This window comes from Bradyrhizobium sediminis, from assembly GCF_018736085.1.
Taxonomy (GTDB): domain Bacteria; phylum Pseudomonadota; class Alphaproteobacteria; order Rhizobiales; family Xanthobacteraceae; genus Bradyrhizobium; species Bradyrhizobium sediminis.
Genome location: NZ_CP076134.1, coordinates 1,616,875 through 1,640,053, shown reverse-complemented (window position 1 = coordinate 1,640,053; position 23,179 = coordinate 1,616,875). Strand labels below are relative to the sequence as shown.

The 23,179-nt window shown below is 64.1% G+C and carries 26 protein-coding genes; 6 read left to right on the top strand and 20 right to left on the bottom strand.

What is annotated here, in order from left to right; all coding sequences use genetic code 11:
- Positions 1–126: 126 nt before the first annotated feature.
- Together KMZ29_RS07820 and KMZ29_RS07815 are read right to left on the bottom strand one after the other, a co-directional pair.
- Positions 127–915: an ABC transporter permease gene (locus KMZ29_RS07820; RefSeq protein ID WP_215623172.1), complete on the bottom strand. Its 789-nt coding sequence runs from the start codon at positions 913–915 to the stop codon at positions 127–129.
- Positions 915–1,742 carry an ABC transporter ATP-binding protein gene (locus tag KMZ29_RS07815; protein ID WP_215623171.1) on the bottom strand — a complete coding sequence of 276 codons (828 nt, stop codon included), beginning with the start codon at positions 1,740–1,742 and terminating at the stop codon, positions 915–917. Before KMZ29_RS07815 ends, KMZ29_RS07820 begins: the two co-directional genes overlap by 1 nt.
- Before the next feature lie 286 nt (positions 1,743–2,028).
- Between KMZ29_RS07815 and KMZ29_RS07810 the strand changes: the two genes are divergently transcribed.
- Together KMZ29_RS07810 and KMZ29_RS07805 are read left to right on the top strand one after the other, a co-directional pair.
- Positions 2,029–2,829 carry an ATP-binding cassette domain-containing protein gene (locus KMZ29_RS07810; protein ID WP_215623170.1) on the top strand — a complete coding sequence of 267 codons (801 nt, stop codon included), beginning with the start codon at positions 2,029–2,031 and terminating at the stop codon, positions 2,827–2,829.
- Positions 2,826–4,385 (top strand): glycine betaine ABC transporter substrate-binding protein, encoded by a 1,560-nt coding sequence (locus KMZ29_RS07805; RefSeq protein ID WP_215623169.1) that lies wholly within the window; start codon positions 2,826–2,828, stop codon positions 4,383–4,385. The genes KMZ29_RS07810 and KMZ29_RS07805 overlap by 4 nt, the downstream gene beginning before the upstream one ends.
- A gap of 14 nt (positions 4,386–4,399) precedes the next feature.
- On the opposite strand, the gene KMZ29_RS07800 is transcribed toward KMZ29_RS07805, so the two are convergent.
- From KMZ29_RS07800 to KMZ29_RS07775, 6 genes are all read right to left on the bottom strand, one after another.
- Complete coding sequence (locus KMZ29_RS07800) at positions 4,400–5,026, bottom strand: OmpA family protein (protein WP_215623168.1); 627 nt, start codon at positions 5,024–5,026, stop codon at positions 4,400–4,402.
- Positions 5,026–5,445 carry a hypothetical protein gene (locus KMZ29_RS07795; protein ID WP_215623167.1) on the bottom strand — a complete coding sequence of 140 codons (420 nt, stop codon included), beginning with the start codon at positions 5,443–5,445 and terminating at the stop codon, positions 5,026–5,028. Before KMZ29_RS07795 ends, KMZ29_RS07800 begins: the two co-directional genes overlap by 1 nt.
- A 124-nt stretch (positions 5,446–5,569) precedes the next feature.
- On the bottom strand, positions 5,570–6,502 hold the full coding sequence (locus KMZ29_RS07790; RefSeq protein ID WP_215623166.1) for an aspartyl/asparaginyl beta-hydroxylase domain-containing protein: 933 nt from the start codon (positions 6,500–6,502) through the stop codon (positions 5,570–5,572).
- A gap of 110 nt (positions 6,503–6,612) precedes the next feature.
- Entirely contained in the window at positions 6,613–8,322 is a 1,710-nt protein-coding gene (locus tag KMZ29_RS07785; protein ID WP_215623165.1) for a sulfatase-like hydrolase/transferase, read from the bottom strand.
- Between the two features lie 14 nt (positions 8,323–8,336).
- Complete coding sequence (locus KMZ29_RS26650) at positions 8,337–8,846, bottom strand: TetR/AcrR family transcriptional regulator (RefSeq protein ID WP_249779854.1); 510 nt, start codon at positions 8,844–8,846, stop codon at positions 8,337–8,339.
- 134 nt (positions 8,847–8,980) lie between these two features.
- Positions 8,981–9,832 carry an SDR family oxidoreductase gene (locus KMZ29_RS07775; protein ID WP_215623164.1) on the bottom strand — a complete coding sequence of 284 codons (852 nt, stop codon included), beginning with the start codon at positions 9,830–9,832 and terminating at the stop codon, positions 8,981–8,983.
- 305 nt (positions 9,833–10,137) lie between these two features.
- Between KMZ29_RS07775 and KMZ29_RS07770 the strand changes: the two genes are divergently transcribed.
- Positions 10,138–10,743 (top strand): hypothetical protein, encoded by a 606-nt coding sequence (locus KMZ29_RS07770; RefSeq protein ID WP_215623163.1) that lies wholly within the window; start codon positions 10,138–10,140, stop codon positions 10,741–10,743.
- Positions 10,744–10,970: 227 nt separating this feature from the next.
- Here KMZ29_RS07770 and KMZ29_RS07765 read toward each other — a convergent pair whose 3' ends face one another.
- Together KMZ29_RS07765 and KMZ29_RS07760 are read right to left on the bottom strand one after the other, a co-directional pair.
- Positions 10,971–11,210, bottom strand: a complete 240-nt coding sequence (locus tag KMZ29_RS07765) for a PRC-barrel domain-containing protein (protein ID WP_249779930.1) — start codon at positions 11,208–11,210, stop codon at positions 10,971–10,973.
- 141 nt (positions 11,211–11,351) lie between these two features.
- On the bottom strand, positions 11,352–11,516 hold the full coding sequence (locus KMZ29_RS07760) for a DUF3309 family protein (protein WP_215623161.1): 165 nt from the start codon (positions 11,514–11,516) through the stop codon (positions 11,352–11,354).
- Between the two features lie 173 nt (positions 11,517–11,689).
- Here KMZ29_RS07760 and KMZ29_RS07755 point away from each other — a divergent pair, with 173 nt between their 5' ends.
- A complete protein-coding gene (locus tag KMZ29_RS07755; protein ID WP_215624183.1) occupies positions 11,690–12,088 on the top strand; it encodes a DUF3775 domain-containing protein in 399 nt (132 codons plus the stop codon).
- A gap of 73 nt (positions 12,089–12,161) precedes the next feature.
- On the top strand, positions 12,162–12,344 hold the full coding sequence (locus KMZ29_RS07750) for a hypothetical protein (protein WP_215605463.1): 183 nt from the start codon (positions 12,162–12,164) through the stop codon (positions 12,342–12,344).
- Positions 12,345–12,675: 331 nt separating this feature from the next.
- Here the strand turns inward: KMZ29_RS07750 and KMZ29_RS07745 are convergent, their stop codons facing one another.
- The 5 genes from KMZ29_RS07745 to KMZ29_RS07725 form a co-directional block, all read right to left on the bottom strand.
- Entirely contained in the window at positions 12,676–12,954 is a 279-nt protein-coding gene (locus KMZ29_RS07745) for a response regulator (protein ID WP_249779853.1), read from the bottom strand.
- Between the two features lie 94 nt (positions 12,955–13,048).
- Complete coding sequence (locus KMZ29_RS07740) at positions 13,049–14,095, bottom strand: HWE histidine kinase domain-containing protein (RefSeq protein WP_249779852.1); 1,047 nt, start codon at positions 14,093–14,095, stop codon at positions 13,049–13,051.
- A 206-nt stretch (positions 14,096–14,301) separates the two neighbouring features.
- A complete protein-coding gene (locus tag KMZ29_RS07735) occupies positions 14,302–14,697 on the bottom strand; it encodes a BA14K family protein (RefSeq protein WP_215623159.1) in 396 nt (131 codons plus the stop codon).
- Positions 14,698–14,945: 248 nt separating this feature from the next.
- Positions 14,946–17,060 carry a methyl-accepting chemotaxis protein gene (locus tag KMZ29_RS07730; RefSeq protein WP_215623158.1) on the bottom strand — a complete coding sequence of 705 codons (2,115 nt, stop codon included), beginning with the start codon at positions 17,058–17,060 and terminating at the stop codon, positions 14,946–14,948.
- A gap of 316 nt (positions 17,061–17,376) precedes the next feature.
- A complete protein-coding gene (locus KMZ29_RS07725; RefSeq protein ID WP_215623157.1) occupies positions 17,377–18,213 on the bottom strand; it encodes a LysR family transcriptional regulator in 837 nt (278 codons plus the stop codon).
- A 100-nt stretch (positions 18,214–18,313) separates the two neighbouring features.
- Here KMZ29_RS07725 and KMZ29_RS07720 point away from each other — a divergent pair, with 100 nt between their 5' ends.
- The gene (locus KMZ29_RS07720; RefSeq protein WP_215623156.1) at positions 18,314–18,757 is read left to right on the top strand and encodes a PaaI family thioesterase; all 444 of its coding nucleotides are present in this window, start codon (positions 18,314–18,316) and stop codon (positions 18,755–18,757) included.
- A 127-nt stretch (positions 18,758–18,884) separates the two neighbouring features.
- On the opposite strand, the gene ilvC is transcribed toward KMZ29_RS07720, so the two are convergent.
- The 5 genes from ilvC to KMZ29_RS07695 form a co-directional block, all read right to left on the bottom strand.
- Positions 18,885–19,904: a ketol-acid reductoisomerase gene (gene ilvC / locus KMZ29_RS07715; RefSeq protein WP_215605455.1), complete on the bottom strand. Its 1,020-nt coding sequence runs from the start codon at positions 19,902–19,904 to the stop codon at positions 18,885–18,887.
- A 145-nt stretch (positions 19,905–20,049) separates the two neighbouring features.
- Entirely contained in the window at positions 20,050–20,652 is a 603-nt protein-coding gene (locus KMZ29_RS07710; RefSeq protein ID WP_215623155.1) for a LysE family translocator, read from the bottom strand.
- Between the two features lie 112 nt (positions 20,653–20,764).
- Positions 20,765–21,460, bottom strand: coding sequence for a class I SAM-dependent methyltransferase (locus tag KMZ29_RS07705; RefSeq protein WP_215623154.1), 696 nt, complete (start codon positions 21,458–21,460; stop codon positions 20,765–20,767).
- Between the two features lie 3 nt (positions 21,461–21,463).
- Positions 21,464–22,006: an acetolactate synthase small subunit gene (ilvN, locus tag KMZ29_RS07700; RefSeq protein ID WP_215623153.1), complete on the bottom strand. Its 543-nt coding sequence runs from the start codon at positions 22,004–22,006 to the stop codon at positions 21,464–21,466.
- Between the two features lie 174 nt (positions 22,007–22,180).
- Positions 22,181–23,170, bottom strand: coding sequence for a threonine dehydratase (locus KMZ29_RS07695; RefSeq protein ID WP_215623152.1), 990 nt, complete (start codon positions 23,168–23,170; stop codon positions 22,181–22,183).
- Positions 23,171–23,179 lie beyond the last annotated feature (9 nt).

The following is a 23,179-nucleotide window of genomic DNA, read 5'->3' as shown; positions in this document are numbered from 1 at the left end:
TCGGGCCGTTGCGCGGGTCGAGCCGTCCAATGCACGGCGTGGCTTTATCATGCGCCTTTAGCACGCAGAAGACGAATAACAATTAACCAAACGACTGTAACAAAGTCGTAGCGCTTGATTCGTCGGTCAATCTCGCCCCACGGCCGCATCCGGCCGCCAGACTAGCAGCCGCCGCTCGACCACCGTCACCACCAGGTCGATCAGGATGACGAAGGCGGACAGCACGAACATGCCGGCGAAAACCGCGGCGACGTCGAACACGCCTTCGGCCTGCTGGATCAAATAGCCGAGCCCGGCCGCAGATCCCAGATATTCGCCGACCACGGCGCCGACCACGGCAAAGCCGACCGAGGTATGCAGCGAGGAGAACATCCATGACAGCGCCGACGGCCAGTAGACGTGTCGCGTCAATTGCCGCTCGCTCATGCCAAGCATGCGGCCGTTGGCCAGCACCGTCGCAGAGACCTCCTTGACGCCCTGATAGACGTTGAAGAAGACGATGAAGAACACCAGCGTGACGCCGAGCGCGACCTTCGACCAGATGCCGAGACCCAGCCACAGCGTGAAGATCGGCGCCAGAACCACGCGGGGCAGCGCGTTGGCCATCTTCACATAGGGATCGAATATCGCCGCCACGCGCGGCTGGCGCGCGAACCAGAAGCCGACCGCGACACCGCCGATTGAACCGATCGTGAACGCCAGCACCGATTCCCACAGCGTGATCAAGAGATGCTTCCAGATCACGCCGCGCACGAACCAGTCGACGATCTGGGCGCCGACATCGACCGGATTGGAGAAGAAGAACGGCGGCAGCAGGATGCGGCCGAACACCGGCACGGTGGCGAGCAACTGCCAGAGCGCGAGGCCGACCACGGCGACCAGAAGCTGACACAGCAGCAGAACGGGCCGGCTCATCATGCAACCCCCATTGGGGCCTGCGAGGATTGCGCATAGCCCTTCATCACTTCGTCCTTCAGCACGCTCCAGATTTCCCGGTGCAGCGCGTGAAACTCCTTTTCCATGCGGACTTCCGAAATGTCGCGCGGCCGGGCGAGCGGCACCCGCCAGTCGCCGATGATGCGCGCACTCGGCCCCGCCGACATGATCACGACGCGGTCGGCCAGCGCGATCGCCTCCTCGAGATCGTGGGTGACGAACAGCACCGCCTTGCGGTCGGCGTTCCAGAGTTCGAGCAGCAGGTTGCCCATGATCTGCCGGGTCTGGGCGTCGAGCGGCCCGAACGGCTCGTCCATCAGCAGGATCTTGGGATCGCGGATCAGGACCTGGGCGAGGCCGACGCGCTTGCGCTGGCCGCCCGACAGCATGTGCGGGTAGCGGCCCGCAAAGGCGCCGAGACCGACCGCCGTCAGCCAGCCCTGCGCGCGTTCCAGCGCATGCGCGCGCGGCGCGCCCTTGATCTCGAGCCCGATGGCGACGTTGTCGATCGCGGTCTTCCAGGGAAACAGCGCATCAGCCTGAAACAGATAGCCGGCGTCGCGGTTCAGCCCCGTCAGCGGCTGATCGAAGATCCGCACCGCTCCGGAGGCCGGCTTGAGCAGGCCGGCGGCGACATTCAATAGCGTCGATTTCCCGCAGCCGGTGGGACCGACGATGGCGACGAACTCGCCATGCTCGATCCTGAGCCGGGCCTGTTCGACCGCAGTATAGACGCGGCCGTCGGCCAGGCGAAACGCCACCGTCGCGTCGTCCAGCGCGACCGCCGTCGGCTTCGTCGTTTCCACCCGCGTCCCCTCCAAGTTTGCAGGATGCCTTAGCGCCTGCGAAGGATAAGTTCAACGCGGTGCGGCGACGTGGTAGTTCAGGCTCGGACATCTTCACCCTCCCCTGGAGGGGGAGGGTCGGCTCGCATTGAGCGAAGCGAGATGCGAGACGGGGTGGGGTGACGCTCTCTCAACTCGGGCACCGTTCGAGGGGATGGACTGGCACCCCACCCCGCCGCTCCTTTCAGTCGCGGCGACCCTCCCCCTCCCCTGGAGGGTAAGAGCCGCAAGCACGAGGCCGATCCGAATGCCACCGCCGCCGCTGATCGCCTTTACGCATGTCGGCAAGAGTTTTGCCGGCGGCCGCGGCGCGCAGCCGGTTCGGGCGGTCGACGACGTCTCGCTCGAGGTCGCCGCGGGCGAATTCCTCGCTATCGTCGGCGGTTCCGGCTCGGGCAAGACCACGCTGCTGCGGCTGGCGAACCGGCTGATCGATGCCGACGCGGGCACCATCACGGTCGAAGGCGAGGACGTCCGCAGCGTCGATCCGATCCAGTTGCGCCGCCGCATCGGCTATGTGTTCCAGAGCGGCGGGCTGTTCCCGCATATCAGCGTCGCCGGCAATATCGGCATCACGCCCAAGCTGCAGGGCAAGCCTGCGGCGGAGATTGCCGCGCGGGTGGACGAACTGCTCGATCTGGTGCGGCTCGACCGCGCACTCTACCGCGACCGCTTTCCGCACGAACTGTCGGGCGGCCAGCGCCAGCGCGTCGGCGTCGCCCGCGCCCTGGCGGCGAAACCGCGGATCGTGCTGATGGACGAACCGTTCGGCGCGCTCGATCCCCTCACCCGCGACGCGCTCGGCGAGGATTTTCGCGACCTGCACCGGAAGCTTGGGCTCACCACCGTCATGATCACCCACGACATGACCGAGGCGATCCTGCTCGCCGACCGTATCGCGGTGATGCGAGCAGGAAGGCTGTTGGCGCAGGGCACGCCGGCGCAACTGGCCGGCAGCGGCGACGCTTACGTCGGCGAATTGCTGCGCACGCCGCGGCGGCAGGCCGAACGGCTCAACATGCTGCTGCCGCGGGACGGCGCGGCATGAGCCTGCTGTCCGACCCACGCTGGAGCGAGGCGCTGGCGCACCTGCCGGATTATCTCGGCAATCATGTGCGCGTCTCGGTCACGGCGCTGGCGCTCGGGCTTGCGGTCAGCCTGCCGCTGGCGATTGCGGTACGCAATCGCCGGGTACCGCGCGGCGTGTTGCTCGGGCTTGCCTCTATCGTGCAGACCGTGCCGGGGCTGGCGCTGCTCGCGCTGTTCTATCCGCTGCTGCTGGCGCTGGCGGCCGTGTCGCTGTCGTGGCTCGGCGTCGGCTTTTCCGCGTTCGGCTTCCTCCCGGCGGTGCTGGCGCTGGCGCTCTATTCCATGCTGCCGGTGCTGCGCAACACCATCACCGGCCTGCAGAACGTGGATCCTGCGATCCTCGAGGCCGCCCAGGGCGTCGGCATGACGCCGCGGCAGTCGCTGCTGCAGGTGGAATTGCCGCTGGCGCTGCCGGTCATGATGGCAGGGATCCGCACCGCCGCAGTCTGGGTGATCGGCACCGCGACGCTGTCGACCCCGATCGGGCAGACCAGCCTCGGCAACTACATCTTCGCCGGGCTGCAGACCCAGAACTGGGTGTGGGTGCTGTTCGGCTGCGTTTCCGCCGCGGTGCTGGCGCTGGCGGTCGATCAACTGCTGGCCCTGATCGAGACCGGCATTCGCCAACGCAGCCGCGTGCGCGCCGCGCTCGGCGGCATCGGCATCGCGGCGCTGGTCGCGGCGACCCTGGCGCCCTCGATGGCGCGCTCGCCACCGGGCTATGTCGTCGGCGCCAAGACCTTTGCCGAGCAATATGTGCTGTCGGCGCTGATGGCGCAGCGGCTGCGGGCGGCGGGACTGCCGGCCGCCACCCGCGAGGGCCTCGGCTCCAACGTGATTTTCGACGCGCTCGCGTCCGGCGATATCGACGTCTATGTCGACTATTCCGGCACGCTGTGGGCCAATCAGTTTCAACGCACCGACAGCAAGCCGCGCCAGGCAATGCTCGCCGAACTGAAAACGATACTGGCGCAGCAGAATATCACGCTGTTGGGCGAGCTCGGTTTCGAGAACGCCTATGCACTGGTGATGCCCCGGAAGCGCGCCGAAGCGCTCGGCATCCGCTCGATCGCCGATCTCGCCTCGCGCGCGCCGACGCTGTCGATTGCGGCGGATTATGAATTCTTTTCGCGGCCGGAATGGGCGAACCTGCAAAAGGCCTATGGGCTCGGCTTTCGCGCGCAGCGGCAGATGCAGCCGGATTTCATGTATGCCGCAGCCGCCTCCGGCGAGGTCGACGTGATCGCGGGCTATACCAGCGACGGGCTGATCGCGAAATACGATCTGGCAGTGCTGGACGACCCCAAGGGCGCGATTCCGCCTTACGACGCGATCATGCTGCTGGCGCCGAAACGCGCGTCCGATCAGGGCTTGCGCGCGGCGCTGGCCCCGCTGCTCGGCCGGATCGACATATCGGCGATGCGCGAGGCCAATCTGCGCGCCGCCGGCGGCGACGGCGCGTCATCTTCGGATGCGGTGGCACGCTGGCTGTGGGACAGGACCGGGAAACGGTAGCCAGCCGATTCGCGCTACAGCATCTTCCCGACGGTCATGACGTGGATTTGCGCGTTGATCGGTGCGTTCGGATGCGCGCGGTCCAGCAGTTGCTCCTCGCCGAGACCCAAGGCCTGAAGCCGCTTCGGCGAAACCTTGAAGGTGTTGACCAGGACATCGCGGATCACGTCGGCCCTGCGCTGGCTGAGCGTGAGATTGTGGTCGCGCCGGCCGGCCGATGGGGTATGGCCGACGATCAGGAATTTGTAGCCGAGCAGCGACGGATGGTAGAGCGTGTCGGCGATCCGCCCCAGCGTCCGATAGGAATCCGGTCGAACCACGGCTGCGTCTGCATCGAACTGAATTTCGGCAACGAACTGCGGCAGCTTGAGCAGCTGCGGCGCGACGGCCGGCCGCTTGTTCGGCACGGGATCGGCCTTCGCCTTGACGCGCTCCTGCGTCTGCTGCCGCAATTCGGCAAGATCGAGATCCGGCACGGTTTCAAGTCCGGCCAGCTTGTTGACCCATTCCTGCGATGTGCCGCCCGCTTGGACCTGAGCCTGCGCCGAGGCCGGCAGCGCCGCAACGCCGAACAACGCCGCCAGCAGCAGCAGGCCGAAGGACAGGCCGATGCCGCGCCGGATTTTTTCCTCCGCTTGCATCAGCGATACCCCGCTTCGGTAATCGACTTGTTGCAATTGATGCTAACCCCGCGCGGCCCGGCCAACAGGCAATCCAGGGCCCGGCCGCGATCGGCCTTGTCGACCCCCGGACAAAACTTGGCGACGTCGCGTTCGCAAAATTTGGTAACGGCCTGGCGTGCGGCGACGCGCTTCTGGATCGCATCGAAGGCCCGGCCATAATCGCTCTTGCACTGCGGCGACAAGACATCCTGATTGCGTGTCAGGCAGTCCTTCATGCGCGTGGGGTCGAGATTGACCCCGCGGCAGTTGGCATCGATGTCCTTGGCGCAGCTCGCCCCCAACATCGCCGACGCATCCTCGAATTTGATCGTCTCCGCCGACGCTGATGTCGTGGCGGCAAAAGCAAGGACGGACAGTATCGGCAGGATCCGGTTCATGGTTTCATCTCATATGAACCGGGCGGCTGCGGTCAAGCCTCGCGGACCGGAAACCACCGATATAGCGAGGCGGCACCGCGACGCAGGGCCGGCGACTCCCCTCCGCGGCGACGACGAAGCCGCCTCAGGCGAAGGCGGTGGCGAGGAACGCGGCGAGGATGCCGCCGATCAGCAGATACTTCACCGCGTAATAGACGCGCTTGTTCCAGGCCTTCATCCGCTTGCCCACCAGCCGCACATGGTAAACGTAGCCGAAGATCTTGTTGAGCCAGCCGACGCGCTCGCCCTCTTCGTTCTGGGTGGCGCTCTCGTTGATGATGTGCTTTGAGACCCAGCGATTGACTGCGGTCATGGCGCGGGTGTGCAAGGGACGTTCGATGTCGCAGAACAGGATGATGCGGTCGTCGCTGGTGGTGTTCTCGGCGTAGTGCAGATAGGTCTCGTCGAACAGCAGGCCCTTGCCCTCGTACCAATAGTGAGGTTCGCCGTCGATGACGATCCGGCATTCGCCCGGCGATTTCGGCACCACCAGTCCCATGTGATAGCGCAGCGAGCCGGCATAGGGATCGCGGTGCTGCACCAGTTTGCCGCCGGGCGGCAGGCTCGCAAACATCGCGCCCTTGATGTTGGGGATCGAATTCAGGAATTCGACGGTCTTCGGGCAATTGGCAAGCGCCGACGGCAGCGGCGCGTCGTACCATTTCAGGTAAAACCGCTTCCAGCCGGTCCGGAAGAACGAGTTGAAACCCCAGTCGTTGTACTTGTCGGCGGCCTTGATCTGGCCCTGCGCGAACAGCACCAGCGCCTCGTCGCGGATCACTTCCCAATTGTCGCGCAAGAGCTTGAGTTCGGGGATCGACTGCTCGTCCAGGATGGGCCGGTTCGGCACCGCCGAGAACAGGTACATCAGCACATTGTAGGGCGCCATGATGGTGGAATGGTCGGTGAACTGCCGCCAGAACCCGAGCCGCACCTTGCCGCGGAAATGCACGGCCAGGGCCGAGCCGAGGAAGGCCCAGACCACGAGAAATTGCGGCGCGAAAAGACGCATCAGCATGGCGAAAAATCCCGAAAAACCGCCTCTACTGCAAAACGTTTAGCAGGTTTGTATAACCACACTCAAGGCGCCCGGCCACCCGCTCCGCCGGAACCCGAGGGCCGCGCGCCCTACAATCCCCGCACCATGCCGGCGTCGATCAGCAAGCGGTTGAACCGCCGGGCTTCCGCGCCGTCCTTGCAGGCATAGAACATGCCCTTGCAGCGCAGCATGATGCTCTTCTGCTCCTCGAATGACGGATCGAGCGGAATGCCGGCGGCTTCCTGGATCACCAGCGGCAGATAGGGCCCGTCGACCGTATCCATGACGGCGGCGCTCTTGACCGGCTCGAAGTTGATCGCGTCGATGGCGTAATAGGTCGCGTAATAGCGCGGGTCGTAGGCGTTCAGCTTCTTGCCGACGCCGGCCTCGCCGAGACCGGGGTCGAGCACCTGCGGCGAGAATTCCGGCTGGTGATCGCCGTAGCGCACGATCAGGAACGGCTGCGCCGGAAATTTCTTCTTCAGGCCCGCGATGAACGCGGTGTAGTCGCCGGCGCTCATGGCCTGGCGGCGGATGTATTCATCGACCACCGGCTGGTTGCCGGGCCGCTTCCAGGACGGCGTCAGGTCGGGACGAAACCGGGTCTCCCAGGGAAAGTGATTGGCGGCGAGATAGACGAACATGAACAGCGGCTTGTTCGGCGCGTTGCCCGACATCAGCTGCAGCGCCTTGTCGTAGTAGAAGCTGTCGGGCTCGACGCCCTTGGTGCCGAGATCGCGCGCGTCATAGAAGCGCTGGATCCCGGTGGAGGTCTGGAAGCTGCGCGCGCTCATGAACGCGCCATAGGCCGGATACAGCGAAATAGTCTCGTAGCCGCAGCGGCGCAGCGCCAGCGGCAGGCCGCGCTCGACACGTCCCGACGCGATGCGGGTCACGAAATAGGAAAACCGGCCGAACGAGCGCGACGACAGCCCGGCGAGCACATTGTATTCGGTGAACCAGCTCGGGCCGCCATTGCTCTCGGCCAGGAATTTGCGCTCCTTGCCGTCGAACGATTTGAAGTGGCTGCCATATCCCGCCGGCACCTTGATGCCCTTGGCCTGGCGGATGTCGAAGCTGGACTCGTCATGGATCATGATGATGTGGGGCCGCCGCCCGGCGGGATGGCAGGACTCCACCAGCGGCACCTTGAGCCGCTCGGCGGCGACCGCATCCGATTCCATGAAGCCGTAACTGACGAAATCCGACACCGCGGTAACGCCGGAGCGGGCGAATTTGGACAGATAGCCGTCGTCGTAATAGCCGCGCCAGGCCTCATCCGGCCAGGCAAAGGAATACCCGACCAGCGCCGCCAGACATGTCAGCTTGCAGGCCAGGGCCGGCAGGCGGCGGATCCGGAACGGATCGAGCCACCACAGCGCGTACATCAAAGGAAGGGTGACGACGGCCGCGCCGATCACGGACCAGCGCAGATTGGGGAAGATCGTAAACAGGAACGCCGCGGTATCGCGGTCGATGACCATCAGGTCGACGAAGTTCGCGGTCATCTGCACGATGTCGTGCTTGAGCCGCGACAGCAGGATTAGCACGACGACCAGCGTCAGCGACAGCGCGCCCGACAGAGCCGGACGCCGCAACAGCGCGATAAAGAAGAAGTTCAGGATTCCCCAGGCCAGCACGAAGCCCGTGCGCGAACCGAAGTCGGTTTCGGTCTGTAGCATCAGGCCGATCGCCGCCAGATGGGGTGCTGCTACCGCCAGCAGCCGCCAGATTCCGACCGCGGCAATGCTGGCGGTGGCGACGGCGGCAGACGGGCCTTGGTTTGGCGCGGGCGCCATGGGCTAGGACGCAACTACACCCGGCACTGTCTTTGGGCCTTGGCTGGCGATGACCAGGAGACGGACGGCGCAGCCGGAACCTGCGACGTGTCGTGAAAATGTAAGTGAAACGTCATGAACGCGCAATGAATTTGCCGAAGGCGGCGTGAGGCCGGGTGAATGCCCAGCCTCAAGGCAGCCTGCGCGGCAAACTCAGGCCAGCCGCGGATGCCCGGCGATGCCCTCGATGAAGAGGTCGTTGTCCGGGACAGTCCGGCTGCCCTGTCGTGATCGAAATACCGGCCGCTCGAGATGATCTCGAAATGGGCAGGGTTACGCATCGCCCAGCGCAGATAAGCGAGCCCAAGGGCCCGGAACCGCGCCAGCGGGTCGGCTGCAGGCGCTTCGGCCAGTGCGGCGTCGATCTCGGCCCGGAAACGCCGCTGCGCCTCGGCGGCCACCACCGCCATCAGGGCGTCGCGGCTGGGAAAATGCCGGAACGGCGCCCCCGGCGAGACGCCGGCGTGGCAGGCGGCCTCGCGCACGCTGACCGCCTCCGCGCCGCCCGCCTCGGCCGCCTCCTACATCTTCGGCGGCATCCGCTATGCCTGCATCATCGCGATGGCGTCGGCGCGGACGCCGCGGACCGTTCAGGCGGGCTAACGGCTGATGTCTTCGCTCACGCCGGCGGCATCAGCCCGAGGCGCTTGGCGATGATCCTGTCGACCATGCGCTTCGGCAGCACGGCTGTGATCAGGTGCTGCATCGGATCCGGCGTGAGCTGGTACCGCACCTTGGGACTGGATGAGGTCAGGGCACCGGCGATCGCTTCCGCGATCTTTTCCGGCGGCAATCCGGTTTCGCCGAGCTGCAGCATGAATTTGCGGATCCGTTGCAGCGCCGGGAAGAACGGCGAGTTCTGGTAGACGGAAATATCGACCTCCTCGGCCTTGCTCCAGATCGGCGTCTTCACCGGGCCCGGTGCGACGATGATGACATCGATGCCGAACAGCATCATTTCGCGGCGCAGGCTTTCCGACAGCCCCTCGATCGCGTGCTTCGACGCCGCATAGGGCGCCGTCAGCGGCGCGCCAGCCCTGCCGGAGACCGAGCTGATCATCACGATCCGGCCCTTCGGGCCCTTCAGCGAGGGATCGGATCCGAGCAGCGGCCCGAACGCCTGCGTGGCGATGACAGGCCCGATGACGTTGACATCCATCTGGCGGCGGAATTCGTCGGCCGCGAGTTCAAGCACCGGCCCCGCGACCGCGATGCCGGCATTGTTGACGAGGCCGGCGAGCGTCTCGCCATTGAGCGCAGCGCGGACCTCGCGGGCGGCGGCGAGCACCTTTGCTTCGTCGGTGACGTCGAACAACAGCGGCGTGAAATTCGCGCCGAATTCGGTTCCGAGGCGGTCGGCATCGGCCTGCTTGCGCACGCTGCCGAACACGCGAAATCCGCGATCGAGCAACAGCTTCGCGGTGGCCCAGCCGATGCCGGTGGACGCCCCGGTGATGACGACAGATTGCATGGATAGCTCCCTTTTGGCTCAGCGAGCCTTTGTGGCCCGCACGCAACGCGGCACAATCGGCTGACGATGTTGGCTTTTCCGCTCTGCTCAGTATAGCCGGGCAATAAGGCCGGGCGTCCAAACCTGAAACGGCCAACAAGAGCAATATTGATCACAATGTCGGGTTCGGACGTGGCAACAGACCTTCCCAAAAGCAAAGGCCTTCCCAGGGGAAAGGAGAATTGGGGTCGCCTTGGGGGCGCGCGTACAATTTTGACCTGATGCGCGAAACCAAGAGATGACCGGGTAGTTAGGGTCACACCCCAATGGAGAAAAATCCCATGCGCGTGTTTGTCCTCGCCACGATGTTACTCGCCTCGTCGAGCCTGTGCTCATTCGCCCAGGAGCAGGGAAAGGCGCCGGCTGCAGCTCCGCAAGCCGGTACTCCGGCCCAGACTGACCAGAACTCCCAACCACAACGGGAACAACGAACCGGCCGCGACCAACCGAAGACTGACGACCGCGAGATGGGCCACGGCGGGATGATGCGCCGCGGCGACAGCGACCGTATGGGCCGTGATGACCATGAAATGGGTCGCGGCGGGATGATGTGTCACGGCGACAGCAGCCGCAGGGGCGATGACGACCGTGAGATGGGTCGTGGCGGGATGATGCGTCGTGGCGACAGCGACCGCATGGGCCGTGATGACCATGAAATGGGTCGTGGCGGAATGATGCATCGCGACCGTGAGACCAGCCGCGATCGCGACCCGGACCACGGACGATATTCAGAGCGCGGAGATCGGGACCGGGACCGCGCGGAGCGGGATAAGGATAATCGGGGTTACTCCGATGGCGACCGAGCCCGGCGCCGCGTGAAAGTCTGCTTCGAGTACGACAATGGCGACGAGTATTGCCGTTACAGGCAATAAGCCGTCAAACCTGTTTGTGCCGATGCCTGTGACGGATAGGCAGCACCGATAACCTTCATGGTGCTACCAGCGGCGGGCTGGGCATTGACAACCTGGCACTTCATCGTCGCGGTATCCTGAGCGAGGTAGAACGAGGCTGCAGCCGCTGGCGGCGCTCCGCTCCCGAAGATTGCAACCATCTACTGAGCGGATCCAATCCTCGCGTGCGGCGATCCAGTCCAAACGTCTTAACCCGGGGCCGGCTCGCTCAGCTCCTCGCAGCTCTGTTCGAATTTTATGGTCGAGATTGGCCACTTTCCATCGTGGCCCTTGATCGAAATTCGCAGGCCATGAAACTCGTCCAGCCAAACGCTCTGAACCATTCCGGCTTTTCCGTCGGTGAGAACGACGGCTTTGCCGACAAGCTCGGATTCCACCTCCCCGAACGCGGCGAGGATCGTCGATGCGCGGAGCTTTGCAGTTGTCATGATGTTCCCAAAGTCAGGCGAGCGATTCAGCGGAAGATGTTGCATCTGAAAGGTGTGCAAGCCGTGACCGGGATGGGGCAACCGAGTGTCCGATATGCGACGCGGCCAGTTGTTCGGCCTGATCGGCGGCGCGGCGGCATATCAAATCCGACCCAAAAGCAGCAGGACGACGAGAATGATGAGGATGACACCGATGATACCGACGCCGCCGTGACCGAAGCCGTAGCCGTAGCCACCGAAGCGGCCACTGAAGCCGCCAAGCAGGAAGATGACGAGGATAATGATGAGTATAAGTCCGAGCGACATGGTCTGACTCCCTTATGGAACTTAAATGAACATTGGGTCTCTTCGTAGTTTGAACGCGGCGGTGCAGCAGGCCGCGAGCGCCGGCGCTGTTATGTGACCGCATGTTGATCTCGCGCAAAGTACTTTGCGCCGGTGGCCATAGCCTTCCTTGTGATTTCCTGGAGGCGTCTGCGATGCGAAAAGCTCCGAACCTGTCGATCTCGCCGGAGAAGGTGTTCTTCATCATCGCAAAGTCACGCCAATCCGACAGCAGCGCCACCGAGTCGGACCTGATCGCCGATTCAAGCGACGATACGGCTGAGGATCACAGCAAGATTACCGATCGCTCGGAGCTTTCCGGCTTCATTCGGGGTTTGAACGTAGACGAGCAGATTGACCTCGTCGCCCTGATGTGGCTCGGCCGCGGCGACGGCGATCTCGACAACTGGCGCGATCTGCGCGCCGAGGCGTCGCGCGCCCACAACAATCGCACGGCATCCTACCTGATCGGGACACCCATGCTTGCGGACTATCTGGAAGAGGCGCTGACGCAGTTCGGCAAGTCATTTGAGGATTTCGAAGAGCATCTTTGATCTTCACGCCCATGCGGGTGTTCGGGTGCTCAAGAACAGTCCCGCGTCTTGTGGACAACAACGGGAGGGCACCATGCTTTCGGTTCTGATCGGGGTTCTGATCATTTGCATCGTTGGTGCGATTTGCTTTTGGGCCATTGACAAATTCATCAACGAAGCACGGCTGGCAAATCTCCTCAAACTGCTCGTGGTGCTGATCTGTCTGGCAGCGATCCTGCAGCGCGTGTTGCCGCTGGCGGGAATCAACTGGTTATAGCGTCGGTCACGACGACGCGAGGTGTGGACGCAGGCGGATGAAGACGGACGCTTCATCACCCCTTCCTCCCGTGGCTCCACCCCCTCCGCCGGAGGTGCCGCAAACCGCACAGCCTGCGATACCGCTGATACCGGCCGCGGCGGCCAGACCTTCTCTGGCGGACGAATTCGTCACGGCCGCCCCAACGCAGGGGTTTAATCTTGCCCGCGACCTCGCCTTGTTCGCGCATGTACGCGCCGGGGGCGGGCGACGCGTGGTCTTGCTGGCGGTTGCACTGATGCAGTCTGGGAGACGATCCGCGGCGCGGAATGGATCTACGGCCTCTGGTAACTCATTGGGGTGGCGAACCCGTGCACTGGAGGCGCGCAAATATCGCGACCAGCACCTCATTTTTGAACGGCTTTTTCAGCACAGGCCGGTCGGAATAGCCGTCTCCCACATCGTGACCGGTGTTGCCGGTCGAGTAGATGAAGGATATTCCGCGCGCCGAAAGCGCCTTCGCCACCGAATCGCTGTCGTTGCCGTTCAGGTTCGTATTAAGGATAGCGACGTCAAAGACCTGCGTGTCAATCAGGGCGAGGACCCGGTCGACTGTCGCGGCAGAGGTCACCGACGTTTATCCAAGATCGGCCAACATGTCTTCGATCACCATGACGACCAGCATTTCATCCTCGACAACGAGGACACGTCGACCGGAAAGCAGCTTATCCATCGCGAGCGCTTCCTGGTACGGGGATGTCCATCGTGCAGACAACGCCCTCCGGCCGGTAGTCGAGGCGCACGGTTCCTGCCAGCTCACGGGCCAGACCACGCTCGATCACCCGCGATCCGAACCCCTTGTGTGACGGCGGCGTGACCCCAGGACCGCCTTTCTCCTGCCACTTCAAGACCAGCCGCTGGCCGGCCGGCGCAGGCTCCATCGTCCACGTGATTAGGATCGATCCAGCTGCGTTGGACAATGCGCCGTATTTCACGGCATTCGTCGCGAGTTCATTGAACGCAACGCCGAGGGCCAGGGCGGCCTTTGGCGGGAAACGGATGTTCTCACCCCTGATCAGAATCCGATCGGCCCGGCCGCCCGAGACCAAGAACGGCTCGACGGCATCGTGAACGATATCGTGCAGCCCGGCACTTTCCCATTTTTCACGGGTTAACAGGTCGTGCGAGCGGGAGAGCGCAAACAGGCGGGACTCGATCGACTCTCGGATGGCCTTGGGATCGGAGGACGTCCGCAACGTCTGCCAGACGATCGATTGCACCGTTGACAGAGTATTCTTTACGCGATGGTTCAACTCGTCGATCAACATCCTGGACTGGATTTCATTCTCCATGTGCCGGGTGAGATCGACAAACGAGGCGAAATACTGAACGATGTCGCCACCCTCGTTGCGAACCGGGCTGATGAAGACCGCAGACCAGAATTCGCTTCCATCCTTGCGGCAGAAGCGAACTTCCGCGCCGCGATTTGATGACCCCGCGAATTCGGCCTCGATCCGCGCCAGCGCCTGCGCATCGGCGCTGTGGGTCAATAGAAAATTGAAGCTCCTGCCGAGAACTTCGTCGCGGCCATACCCGGTCAGGGAAAGAAAGCTGTCATTGGCAAAAATGATCGGATTGTCGGACTCCGTCGCGTCCGTAAACACCATCGCCATTCGGGTTGTCTCGGCGGCAACCACAAACGGGCCGAGGTCCTTCCGAAAGCTCTCGACTTCGGCCTCGGCGCCCTTCTGATGGTCAGACTTCTTCGTCATTTCCGGCATGCCACGGGGTCGATCCAATCGCGAACCAATGAAAGCATGACGGGACGCCGCCAAAATTGCCTGATCTTCGCACACCTCACCGCGCTGCAGCGGTCAAAATGCCTGCTCCGAAGGTCGTCCACCCATGCCGGTGAACGGCTCGGCCCCTGCGACGCGCAGCGCAGGGGCGCGACTTTCTCCGTCAACAGTTGCCGCCGTCAGGGACAGGGATGGCGATACCCGTCGAAGCCAAGATAGGTCCCGGAATACGGGTCGTAGGACCTGTAGCGTTGCGCACAATAGGCAACTGCGCCGCCGCCGACGTAGGGAGGTGCGACGACGTAGGCCGGACCGTAATAGCCGGGGTAGCCGTAATAGCCGTAATAGCCGTAGGGCTGCGTTGCGCCGATAATCGCCCCGCCGATCAGTGCGCCGGCGATGCCAAGGCCAACGGCCGGGCCATAGCCGCGACGATATCGTACGGTCTCCACCGATGTCTCCACCGTGTTTTGCAGCATCAGCGGCGATCCGATCGGCGCCGCCGTAGCAGGCGCGACGGCCCACATTGTCGCCACCGCCAGCGCGGCAAGAAGAACTCCAGACGATTTCTTCATTACAATACCTCCTGGGAATTGGCTCAGAGACAAGCCCTGCCGGATGCAATCCTTAGGCGCCAAAGGCTCAGTGCTATTGACCTAGCTCAACAGCAGATCGGAATCGGGCATTTTTGCAACCGCCGAACGCCGCGTGCGTTGGAGGGCCAAGGCCCCAGCTGCGCCGTCGCCGACCGGCGGGGCATTGTGCCCCTGAACACTGATCCAGCGAGGCCGGTTGCGAGACCGCAGTCAGCGAAGCCGATCGCTCAGGCCGCGCGCACCGTTTCCAGGAACTTGCCGACTTCCCGCTTGAGGCGGCCGCTTTCGGACGAAAGCGACTGCGCCGACGTCAGCACCTGGGAGGAAGCCGACCCGGTTTCGCTGGCGCCGCGCTGCACGTCGGTGATGTTGGACGCCACCTGCTGGGTGCCCTGCGCCGCCTGCTGGACGTTGCGGGCAACTTCCTGCGTGGCCGCGCCCTGCTCCTCGACCGCGGAGGCAATGGTCGACGAGATTTCGGAAATCCGGCCGATGGTCACGCCGATCTCCTCGATCGCGTGCACGGAATCCTGCGTCGCGTTCTGGATATCGCTGATCTGCTTGCGGATCTCCTCGGTCGCCTTCGCGGTCTGCTCGGCCAGCGCCTTGACTTCGGAGGCCACGACCGCGAAGCCGCGGCCTGCCTCGCCGGCGCGTGCCGCTTCGATCGTTGCGTTGAGGGCCAGCAGGTTGGTTTGGCCGGCAACGGTGTTGATCAGTTCGACCACGTCGCCGATCCGGTTGGCCGCGCTCGACAGGTCGTTGACGCGATCATGGGTCTTGCGGGCCTGTTCCACCGCCTCTCCTGCGATTCTCGAGGATTCCTGCACCTGCCGGCTGATCTCGTTGACCGAGGAAGCCATCTCCTCGCTCGCGGAGGCCACCGACTGGACATTGGTCGAGGCCTCCTCCGAGGCAGCGGCGACCATGGTCGTAAGCTCCTGCGCCCGCGCGGCGGTCGCCGTCAGGGTGCCGGCCGAAGCCTCGAGCTGGGTCGAGGCCGCGGTGACGGTTTCGACGATTTCTCCGACCGTGCCTTCGAAGGCATCGGCAAGCCGGGCCATGGCGGCAATCTTTTCCTCCCGGGCGGCTTTTTCGAGGGCCTCCCGCTCGGCCTGCATGTCCCGCATCCTCACGGCATTTTCCTTGAATACCAGCAAGGCGCGCGCCATCGAGCCCATTTCGTCGCGGCGGTTCGAGCAGGGAACCACGACCGACGTCTCGCCACCCGCCAGCTCGCTCATCGCCTCCGTCATCTGACCGAGCGAACGGATGATGCGGCTGATCACCATCCAGAGCGTGGCCGCGGCAAGCAGCAGCGAGAAGGTCATCAGGAAGCCGTTGAGCACCAGCATCTGCAGACTGTCGCGCTGTGCGGTTTCGGCCAGATGCGCGGCTTCCTGACTTGCCAACACGCTCAATGCGATCACTTCGTCGATGGCCGCCGTCGACTGGCTGAACCATTCGGCGGAGCTGACCGGGTAGTTTCCGCCGCCGAGCCCCGCGGCATAGACCGCCTTGCGTGTACCCTCGAAGCGCTGGATCACCTGTTCGCGCAGCCGGCCGGCGCCCGCCGTTACCGACGGCGGAGCGGAAGTTTTTGCAGCATAGGCCTGCACATAGTCCCATGCAGCCTCGACCCGGCCCCGGAAGTTGCCGAGGGTGGCGATCTCCTGGGAATTCATCGGTCTCGCGGCGGCGATCAGCGCCGCCACCGTGGCACGCTCGCGACCGAGATACTCGCTCATGATCCAGACGAAGTGCTTGAGACTCTGCAAGCTCGACAGGCGCGCCTGGACGTTGTCTTCATCCATCGCCGCGGCGACGCGAAGATTCTGGCTCGCCACGATCAGCCCGGTGATGGTCGGCGCCCATTGCGACACCACCTGGGACTGACGCGCGCTTGCGGGCTTGACCATTTCGGCGTCGGCCTGGCGCCGAAGCGCTGCAACTTGTTCGAAGGCACGCTTCGCGTTTGCGATGAGCTGGTCGCGATTGGCAAATGTCTGCACCGCCATGCGGCCGAGCGCGCGCTCAAATGGCTGATCCGCTGATTTCCGGAAATTCGCTATCGCCGCCACCTGCGCATCCGTTGAGGGATTGGCCGCATTCAATGCGAGGTTGGCCGCGCCGCGCTCGCGCGCCCATTGGCCGGCGCTTTCCAGCAGCAGATCGGCGGTTTCGTTGACCGATGCGGCATCGGAAGCGGTGGCGCGCTCCAAGCTTGCATTGCGCAGCACGTAACCTGAAACCGCCAGCCCGAGCAGGGATAACAGCGCTACCGCCGTGATGAGGAGATTGCGAATATTCCAGACAGTCGCAGCTTGGGCGGACGGATTCATGGCCAGAGCCTTCGATCAAGAAACTTCAACTGCAAGGGACAATGACGCCGAAATTGCGAAGTGCGGACGCGGAAAAATCCGCAGAGATCTTGGAGTCTCGTTCGGTCGTCCCCGAGAGATAATCCCAACCAGCTTAATTTCAGGTGAATTCCAACTGACGGCGCGGCCTTCGCATTCGCGCTCGCGACCAAAAAACGACAACTACGAATAGCAGTTGCGTTGCATCATCGTCTTTTGTTTGAAAAATTTTGCAGCAAGCGACGGACGGGCATCACGGCACGAAACATCTCGCGCCGCTGCAGACTTCCGGGAAAATTCAGAGACGATCGAGCGCGCGCTCCAGCCAGCCATTCGCAGCGCCTCGCACCCATTCAAACCCCAGCCGCCGCGACAATTCAACATCGTCGGAACGAAGCATGCGAACATCAGGGTGTTCGAAGCTGTCCGGTATCAGGCAAAATCCGAGACCGGCCGCGACCATCGCGAGCGCCCTGGCGTCGCTATCGGTCTGCGCCACCACCCGCGGCCGCACCTTCCACGCATCAAGCACGCGCGAAGCGGCCTGCAGCTGCTCGCAATGCACGCGCACGATCAGCGGCTGGCCCGAGAGGATTTCCGGCGAGACCGGCCCGCGGGGGAACGCGCGCGACGAGACGGCCAGTGCCTGTCTGTCGGTCAGCAGCTCCGCTTGCCGGTGGCCACGCGCCGGTGGACCCAGCGCGGTCAAGATCAGATCGTAGCGGCCATTGGCCAACCGCTGGCGGAGCTTTGCCAGCGGTGCATCTTCCGTCCGCCAGGACTTGTCGGAGTCGATCGCCATCAGCCGCGACAGGCATCCGGTCACGAATGCCGGAGCCAGCGTCGGCAGTATTCCGAGCCGCAGCGGCTTGCCCGCAGGCTTGTCGCGGGAGGCCGCCTTGAGCTGTTCGGTCTGCCGCAGGATCGAATGCGCGGTAATGAGCGCCCCCTCGCCCTTTGCAGTGAGCCTTACGCCGCGCGCATGACGCTCCAGCAATGCAAATCCCAGTTCGGCCTCGAGCGCAGATATCGCCGTCGACAGCGTCGGTTGCGTGACGAAGGCGCGCCTGGCGCCGGCGCTGAAGCTGCCCGCTTCCGCCACCGCCACGAAATACCGGATCTGCTTCAGGTCCATCCATAGACAATATCTATAGCTCTGTATCGGAGCAATCGTCATTGCCGAGACTACGCAAGGGCCCGAGCATGGCGGCCGGCTGAACAGCACGGAGGATCTCATGGATCGCCACCCTCGCATCCGCGAACTCGCGGAAATCGTCACCAGCGCACCCGGGTTCACCAGGGCCATCGGCACCAGGGTCGAGAGCGCGGAGCCCGGGCATGTCGTGATGTCGCTCGGCAAGAACGCCGACCTGTTGCAGGCGAACGGCTTCTTCCACGGCGGGGTCATCGCCGGCCTCGCCGATCATGCCGGCGGCGGCGCCGTCACCAGCGCCATGGCGCCCGGCCGGTTCGCGGTGACGGTGAACCTTCAGGTCAGCTTCCTCGCCCCGGCGAAGGGCGAGGAGCTGATCGCGCGGGCGCGAGCCATTCAGGTCGGGAACACGATCGGCGTCGCGCAAGTCGACGTGGCGTCAAAGGCGGATGGCGTAGAGACACCGTGCGCGGTCGCGATCGTCACACTGCGCGCCGTGGCCATGCCCAACAGCGCAAATGATTGACCCCGGATCGGCGGCGCACCGCTTGCGATGCGCCGCCTCCGGGGCCTGAAGTTTCGTCTTCAGTTCCCGGTCTTGTCGACCAGGATCCTCCCTGGTGATTGAGATCGCGCCGACGCGATCTCAATCCTCAGTTCTTGGTCTTGTCGACCAGCGCGCCCTTCTTGATCCACGGCATCATGTCGCGGAGCTTGGCGCCGACTTCCTCGATCGGGTGCTGCGCGAGCTTGGCGCGGGTCGCCTTGAACGAGGTCTGGTTCACCTTGTTCTCCAGCATCCAGTCGCGGGCGAACTTGCCGCCCTGGATGTCGGCGAGAACGCGCTTCATCTCCTTCTTGGTCTCTTCGGTGACGATGCGCGGGCCGGTGACGTATTCGCCGTATTCGGCGGTGTTGGAGATCGAGTAGTTCATGTTGGCGATGCCGCCTTCATAGATCAGGTCGACGATCAGCTTCACCTCGTGCAAGCACTCGAAATAGGCCATCTCCGGCGCGTAGCCGGCTTCGACCAGCGTCTCGTAGCCGCCCTTGATCAGTTCGACCAGGCCGCCGCACAGCACCACCTGCTCGCCGAACAGGTCGGTCTCGCATTCTTCCTTGAACGTGGTCTCGATGATGCCGGCGCGGCCGCCGCCGATCGCGGAAGCGTAGCTGAGGCCGAGGTCATGGGCGTTGCCCGAAACATCCTTCGAGATCGCGATCAGGCAGGGCACGCCGCCGCCGCGCTGGTATTCCGAGCGCACGGTGTGGCCGGGGCCCTTCGGCGCGATCATCAGCACATCCAGATCCTCGCGCGGGTCGAGCAGGTTGAAGTGCACGTTGAGACCGTGCGCGAACACCAGGGCGGCGCCCTTCTTCATGTTGTCGTGCAGATGCTCGCGGTAGATGTCGCCCTGCAATTCGTCGGGGGTCAGCATCATGACGAGGTCGGCCCATTTGGCGGCCTCGGCGACTTCCATCACCTTGAACCCTGCGGTTTCCGCCTTCTTGGCGGAGGCCGAGCCCTTGCGCAGCGCGATGGCGACGTCCTTGACGCCGGAATCCTTCAGGTTCAGCGCATGGGCGTGGCCCTGGCTGCCATAGCCGACGATAACGACCTTCTTGCCCTTGATCAGGTTCAGGTCGGCGTCGCGATCGTAATAAACACGCATGGTGGTTTCCTCATCGGTGGCCAAAATCGGCCGGTTAATCAGGCTTTTGGGTGGATGGGACCGCCGGTCGCCCGCAAATTTCCGGCGTTGTCTAGAGCATTTTTCCCGTCAGGGGAAACCCGTTTCTGCATGGCGCGGTGCGGCATCATGCGTCCATGAAGACCGGCCAGAGCGAGGCCAGCAGCAGGGCGGCCATCACGATATTGAAGGCCCGCACCGCTTTCGGCGAAGTCAGAACCGGCCGCAGCGCGCTGCCGAACAGCGCCCAGGCCGCGCAGGACAACGTTCCCAGCAACAGGCTGAGCATGACCTGGATGACGATATTCCAGGGAAAGCCGGCGATGCCGGCATAGGCGGTGATGGTGCCGATCACCATGACCCAGCCCTTGGCGTTGATCCACTGGAACATCGCCGCGCCCCAGAACGTCATCGGCCCGCGCCGGTCGTCCTGATCCGGCGCGACCGGCCCGGACATCGCGATGGCGGCGGCGAGATAGACCAGATAGGCGACGCCGGCATATTTGAGGACGGTCTGCAGCACCGGATAGGTAATGAAGATGGTCCCTAATCCGAGGCCCACTGCCCCGATCATGAAGGCAAAGCCGATCGTGATGCCCGCGACATGCGGCAGCGTGCGGCGGAAGCCGTAGGTCAGCCCCGACGACAGCAGCATGATGTTGTTCGGTCCCGGCGTGAAGAACATCACGACGGCGAACATGACGAAGGCGATCAGCAGCGAATGGGACATGGCGGCGCCTGCTTTCCCTGATCAAGCCGTGGCGATCCGGCTCGCCACGAAGGCAAGGCCCCGGATCGCCGCCGCCATGACGGCCAGGAAGAGGTCGAAAGGCTTCACGTCGCTAGCCCTGCTCGCCGAATTTCGGTTTGCGCAGCAGATAGGTGCCGTGCAGCGGCGCGTGGTAGTCGGCCGAGACCAGCGTGAAGCCGACGTCGGTCAGCATGCGCTCGATCACCCAGCCGAAGGTCGAATATTCGTCGCGCATATGGGTGATGACGCTTTCGCGATCGAATTCGTGGTTCTTGATGCTGAAGTCCGCCCAGCCCTCGACGTCGCGCTCGATCCCGTCGAGCGTGCCGGCGAACACGATGTCGCGCAAATAGAAGCTCGAGCCCGGCTTCAGCGCGCCATAGATGCGCGCCAGCGCCACCGCCTTCCAGAAATCCGGCAGATGATGCAGCGCGAATTCGCTGACGATCAGGTCGTACGAATTCGGCTGGTAGGCGAAGCTCAGAAGCCCCGCAAACTGGGTGCGGATCGCCACCTTGCGGTCGCGCGCCAGGATGTCGGCAAGCGCCAGCATCGCCGGCGAGATGTCGATGGCGTCGACCTCGGCGCCCATCGCCGCCGCCTCGCAGGCGAGCACGCCGTTGCCGCAGCCGATGTCCGCCAGCCGCCAGCCGCGCTGCAGCCCCAGCATGGTCAGCGCCGCGCGGGCACGGCTGTCGCTGTCGTCATGCCGGTCGTAGATTGAAGCGACGGCAGAATCGATCCCGACCCGCCGCCGCTCGGTGTAATACCAGTCGCGCGCCAGCATGGCTTACATCCCTTCCGGCCCGCGCCCGATCGCGGCGACCCCGGTGCGCGACACCTCGACGAGGCCGAGCGGTCGCATCAGGTCGATGAACTGGTTGATCTTGGCGGAGTTGCCGGTGATCTCGAACACGAAACTTTCGATGGTGGCATCGATGACGCGGGCGCGAAACGCCTCGGCGAGACGCAACGCCTCGACCCGGTGATCGCCGGTGCCGCGCAGTTTGACCATCGCCAGTTCGCGCTCGATCGAGCGGCCGGTCAGCGTCATGTCGACGACGCGGTAGACCGGGACCATGCGGTCGAGCTGGTGCTTGATCTGCTCGATCACCATCGGGGTGCCCGTGGTGACGATGGTGATGCGCGAGAGGTGCTTCTGGCTCTCGGTCTCGGAGACGGTGAGGCTTTCGATGTTGTAGCCGCGCCCCGAAAACAGCCCGATCACGCGGGCGAGCACGCCCGGCTCGTTCTGCACGAGCACCGAGAGCGTATGGGCCTCGATCGGATCATGGCGGTCTTCCATGAAATAGGCGGATGCGGGCTGGTTCATTTCAATTCCCTGTCGTTCTCTTGTTCGTCATACGCCCACCACTCGTCGTCCCCGCGAAGGCGGGGACCCAGTATTCCAGAGCAGCAGCAATTGAATCGAGACGCCGCGGCGTACTGGGTCGCCCGGTCAAGCCGGGCGATGACAGCAACATTGGTGATGCAGCGGTTGCCATCTTCACACCAGCACCTTGCCGGCGGCGGAGGCCGCGGCTTGCGGAACGACCCATCGGTTGAACAGTTCGAAATCGATATTGCCGCCGCTCAGGATGAGGCCGACCCGCTTGCCGCGGATCTTCGGCTTTTCCTGCAGGGCGGCGGCGAGCGCCGCGGCGCCGGCGCCTTCGGCAAGGTTGTGCGTGTCGGTCCAGTAGGCGCGGATCGCGGCGGCCACCTCGTCGTCGGTGACCTGAACGATGCGCGAGGCGCCCTTGCGGATGATCGCCAGCGCATCAGGATCGGGAACGCGCGTCGCCATGCCGTCGGCCAGCGTATTGCTGGTCTCGGTGGTCACGACAGTGCCGGCCGCGAAGGACAGCGCATAGGACGGCGCTTCGGTCGACTGCACGCCGACAATCTCGGTGGTCAGCCCGAGCAGATCGCGCGCCATGATACAGCCGCAGATGCCCGATCCCTGCCCGATCGGCACGTAAAGGACGTCGAGATCCGGCGCTTTTCTCGAGAGCTCCAGCGCATAGGTCGCGACGCCCAGCACCAGGTTCGGGTGGAACGCCGGGACGATGTGAAGTCCGGTAGCTTCGGCGCGCCGACAGGCTTCCTCGCGCGCCGCCTGGAAATCCTCGCCGTGCTCGACGAGTTCGGCGCCGAAGGCCCGCATCGCGCGATTCTTCTCGACCGAATTGCCTGACGGCACGTAGATCATCGCCTTCATGCGGTAGCGGCTCGCAGCGTAGGCGAGGCTCTGGCCGTGATTGCCCCGCGTCGCCGAGATGATTCCGACGGTGTCGGGCCGTTCGCGCTTCAGACGATCGAGATAGACGAGACCGCCGCGCACCTTGAAGGCGCCGATCGGCGTATGGTTCTCATGCTTGACGACGACATCAGCGCCGAGCCGCTCCGACAATAGCGGCCACGCATAGGCCGGCGTCGGCGGCATCGCCGCGCCGACCACCTCCTGCGCTCGTTCCAGTTGCCCGAGATCAAACATCGGCGCGGC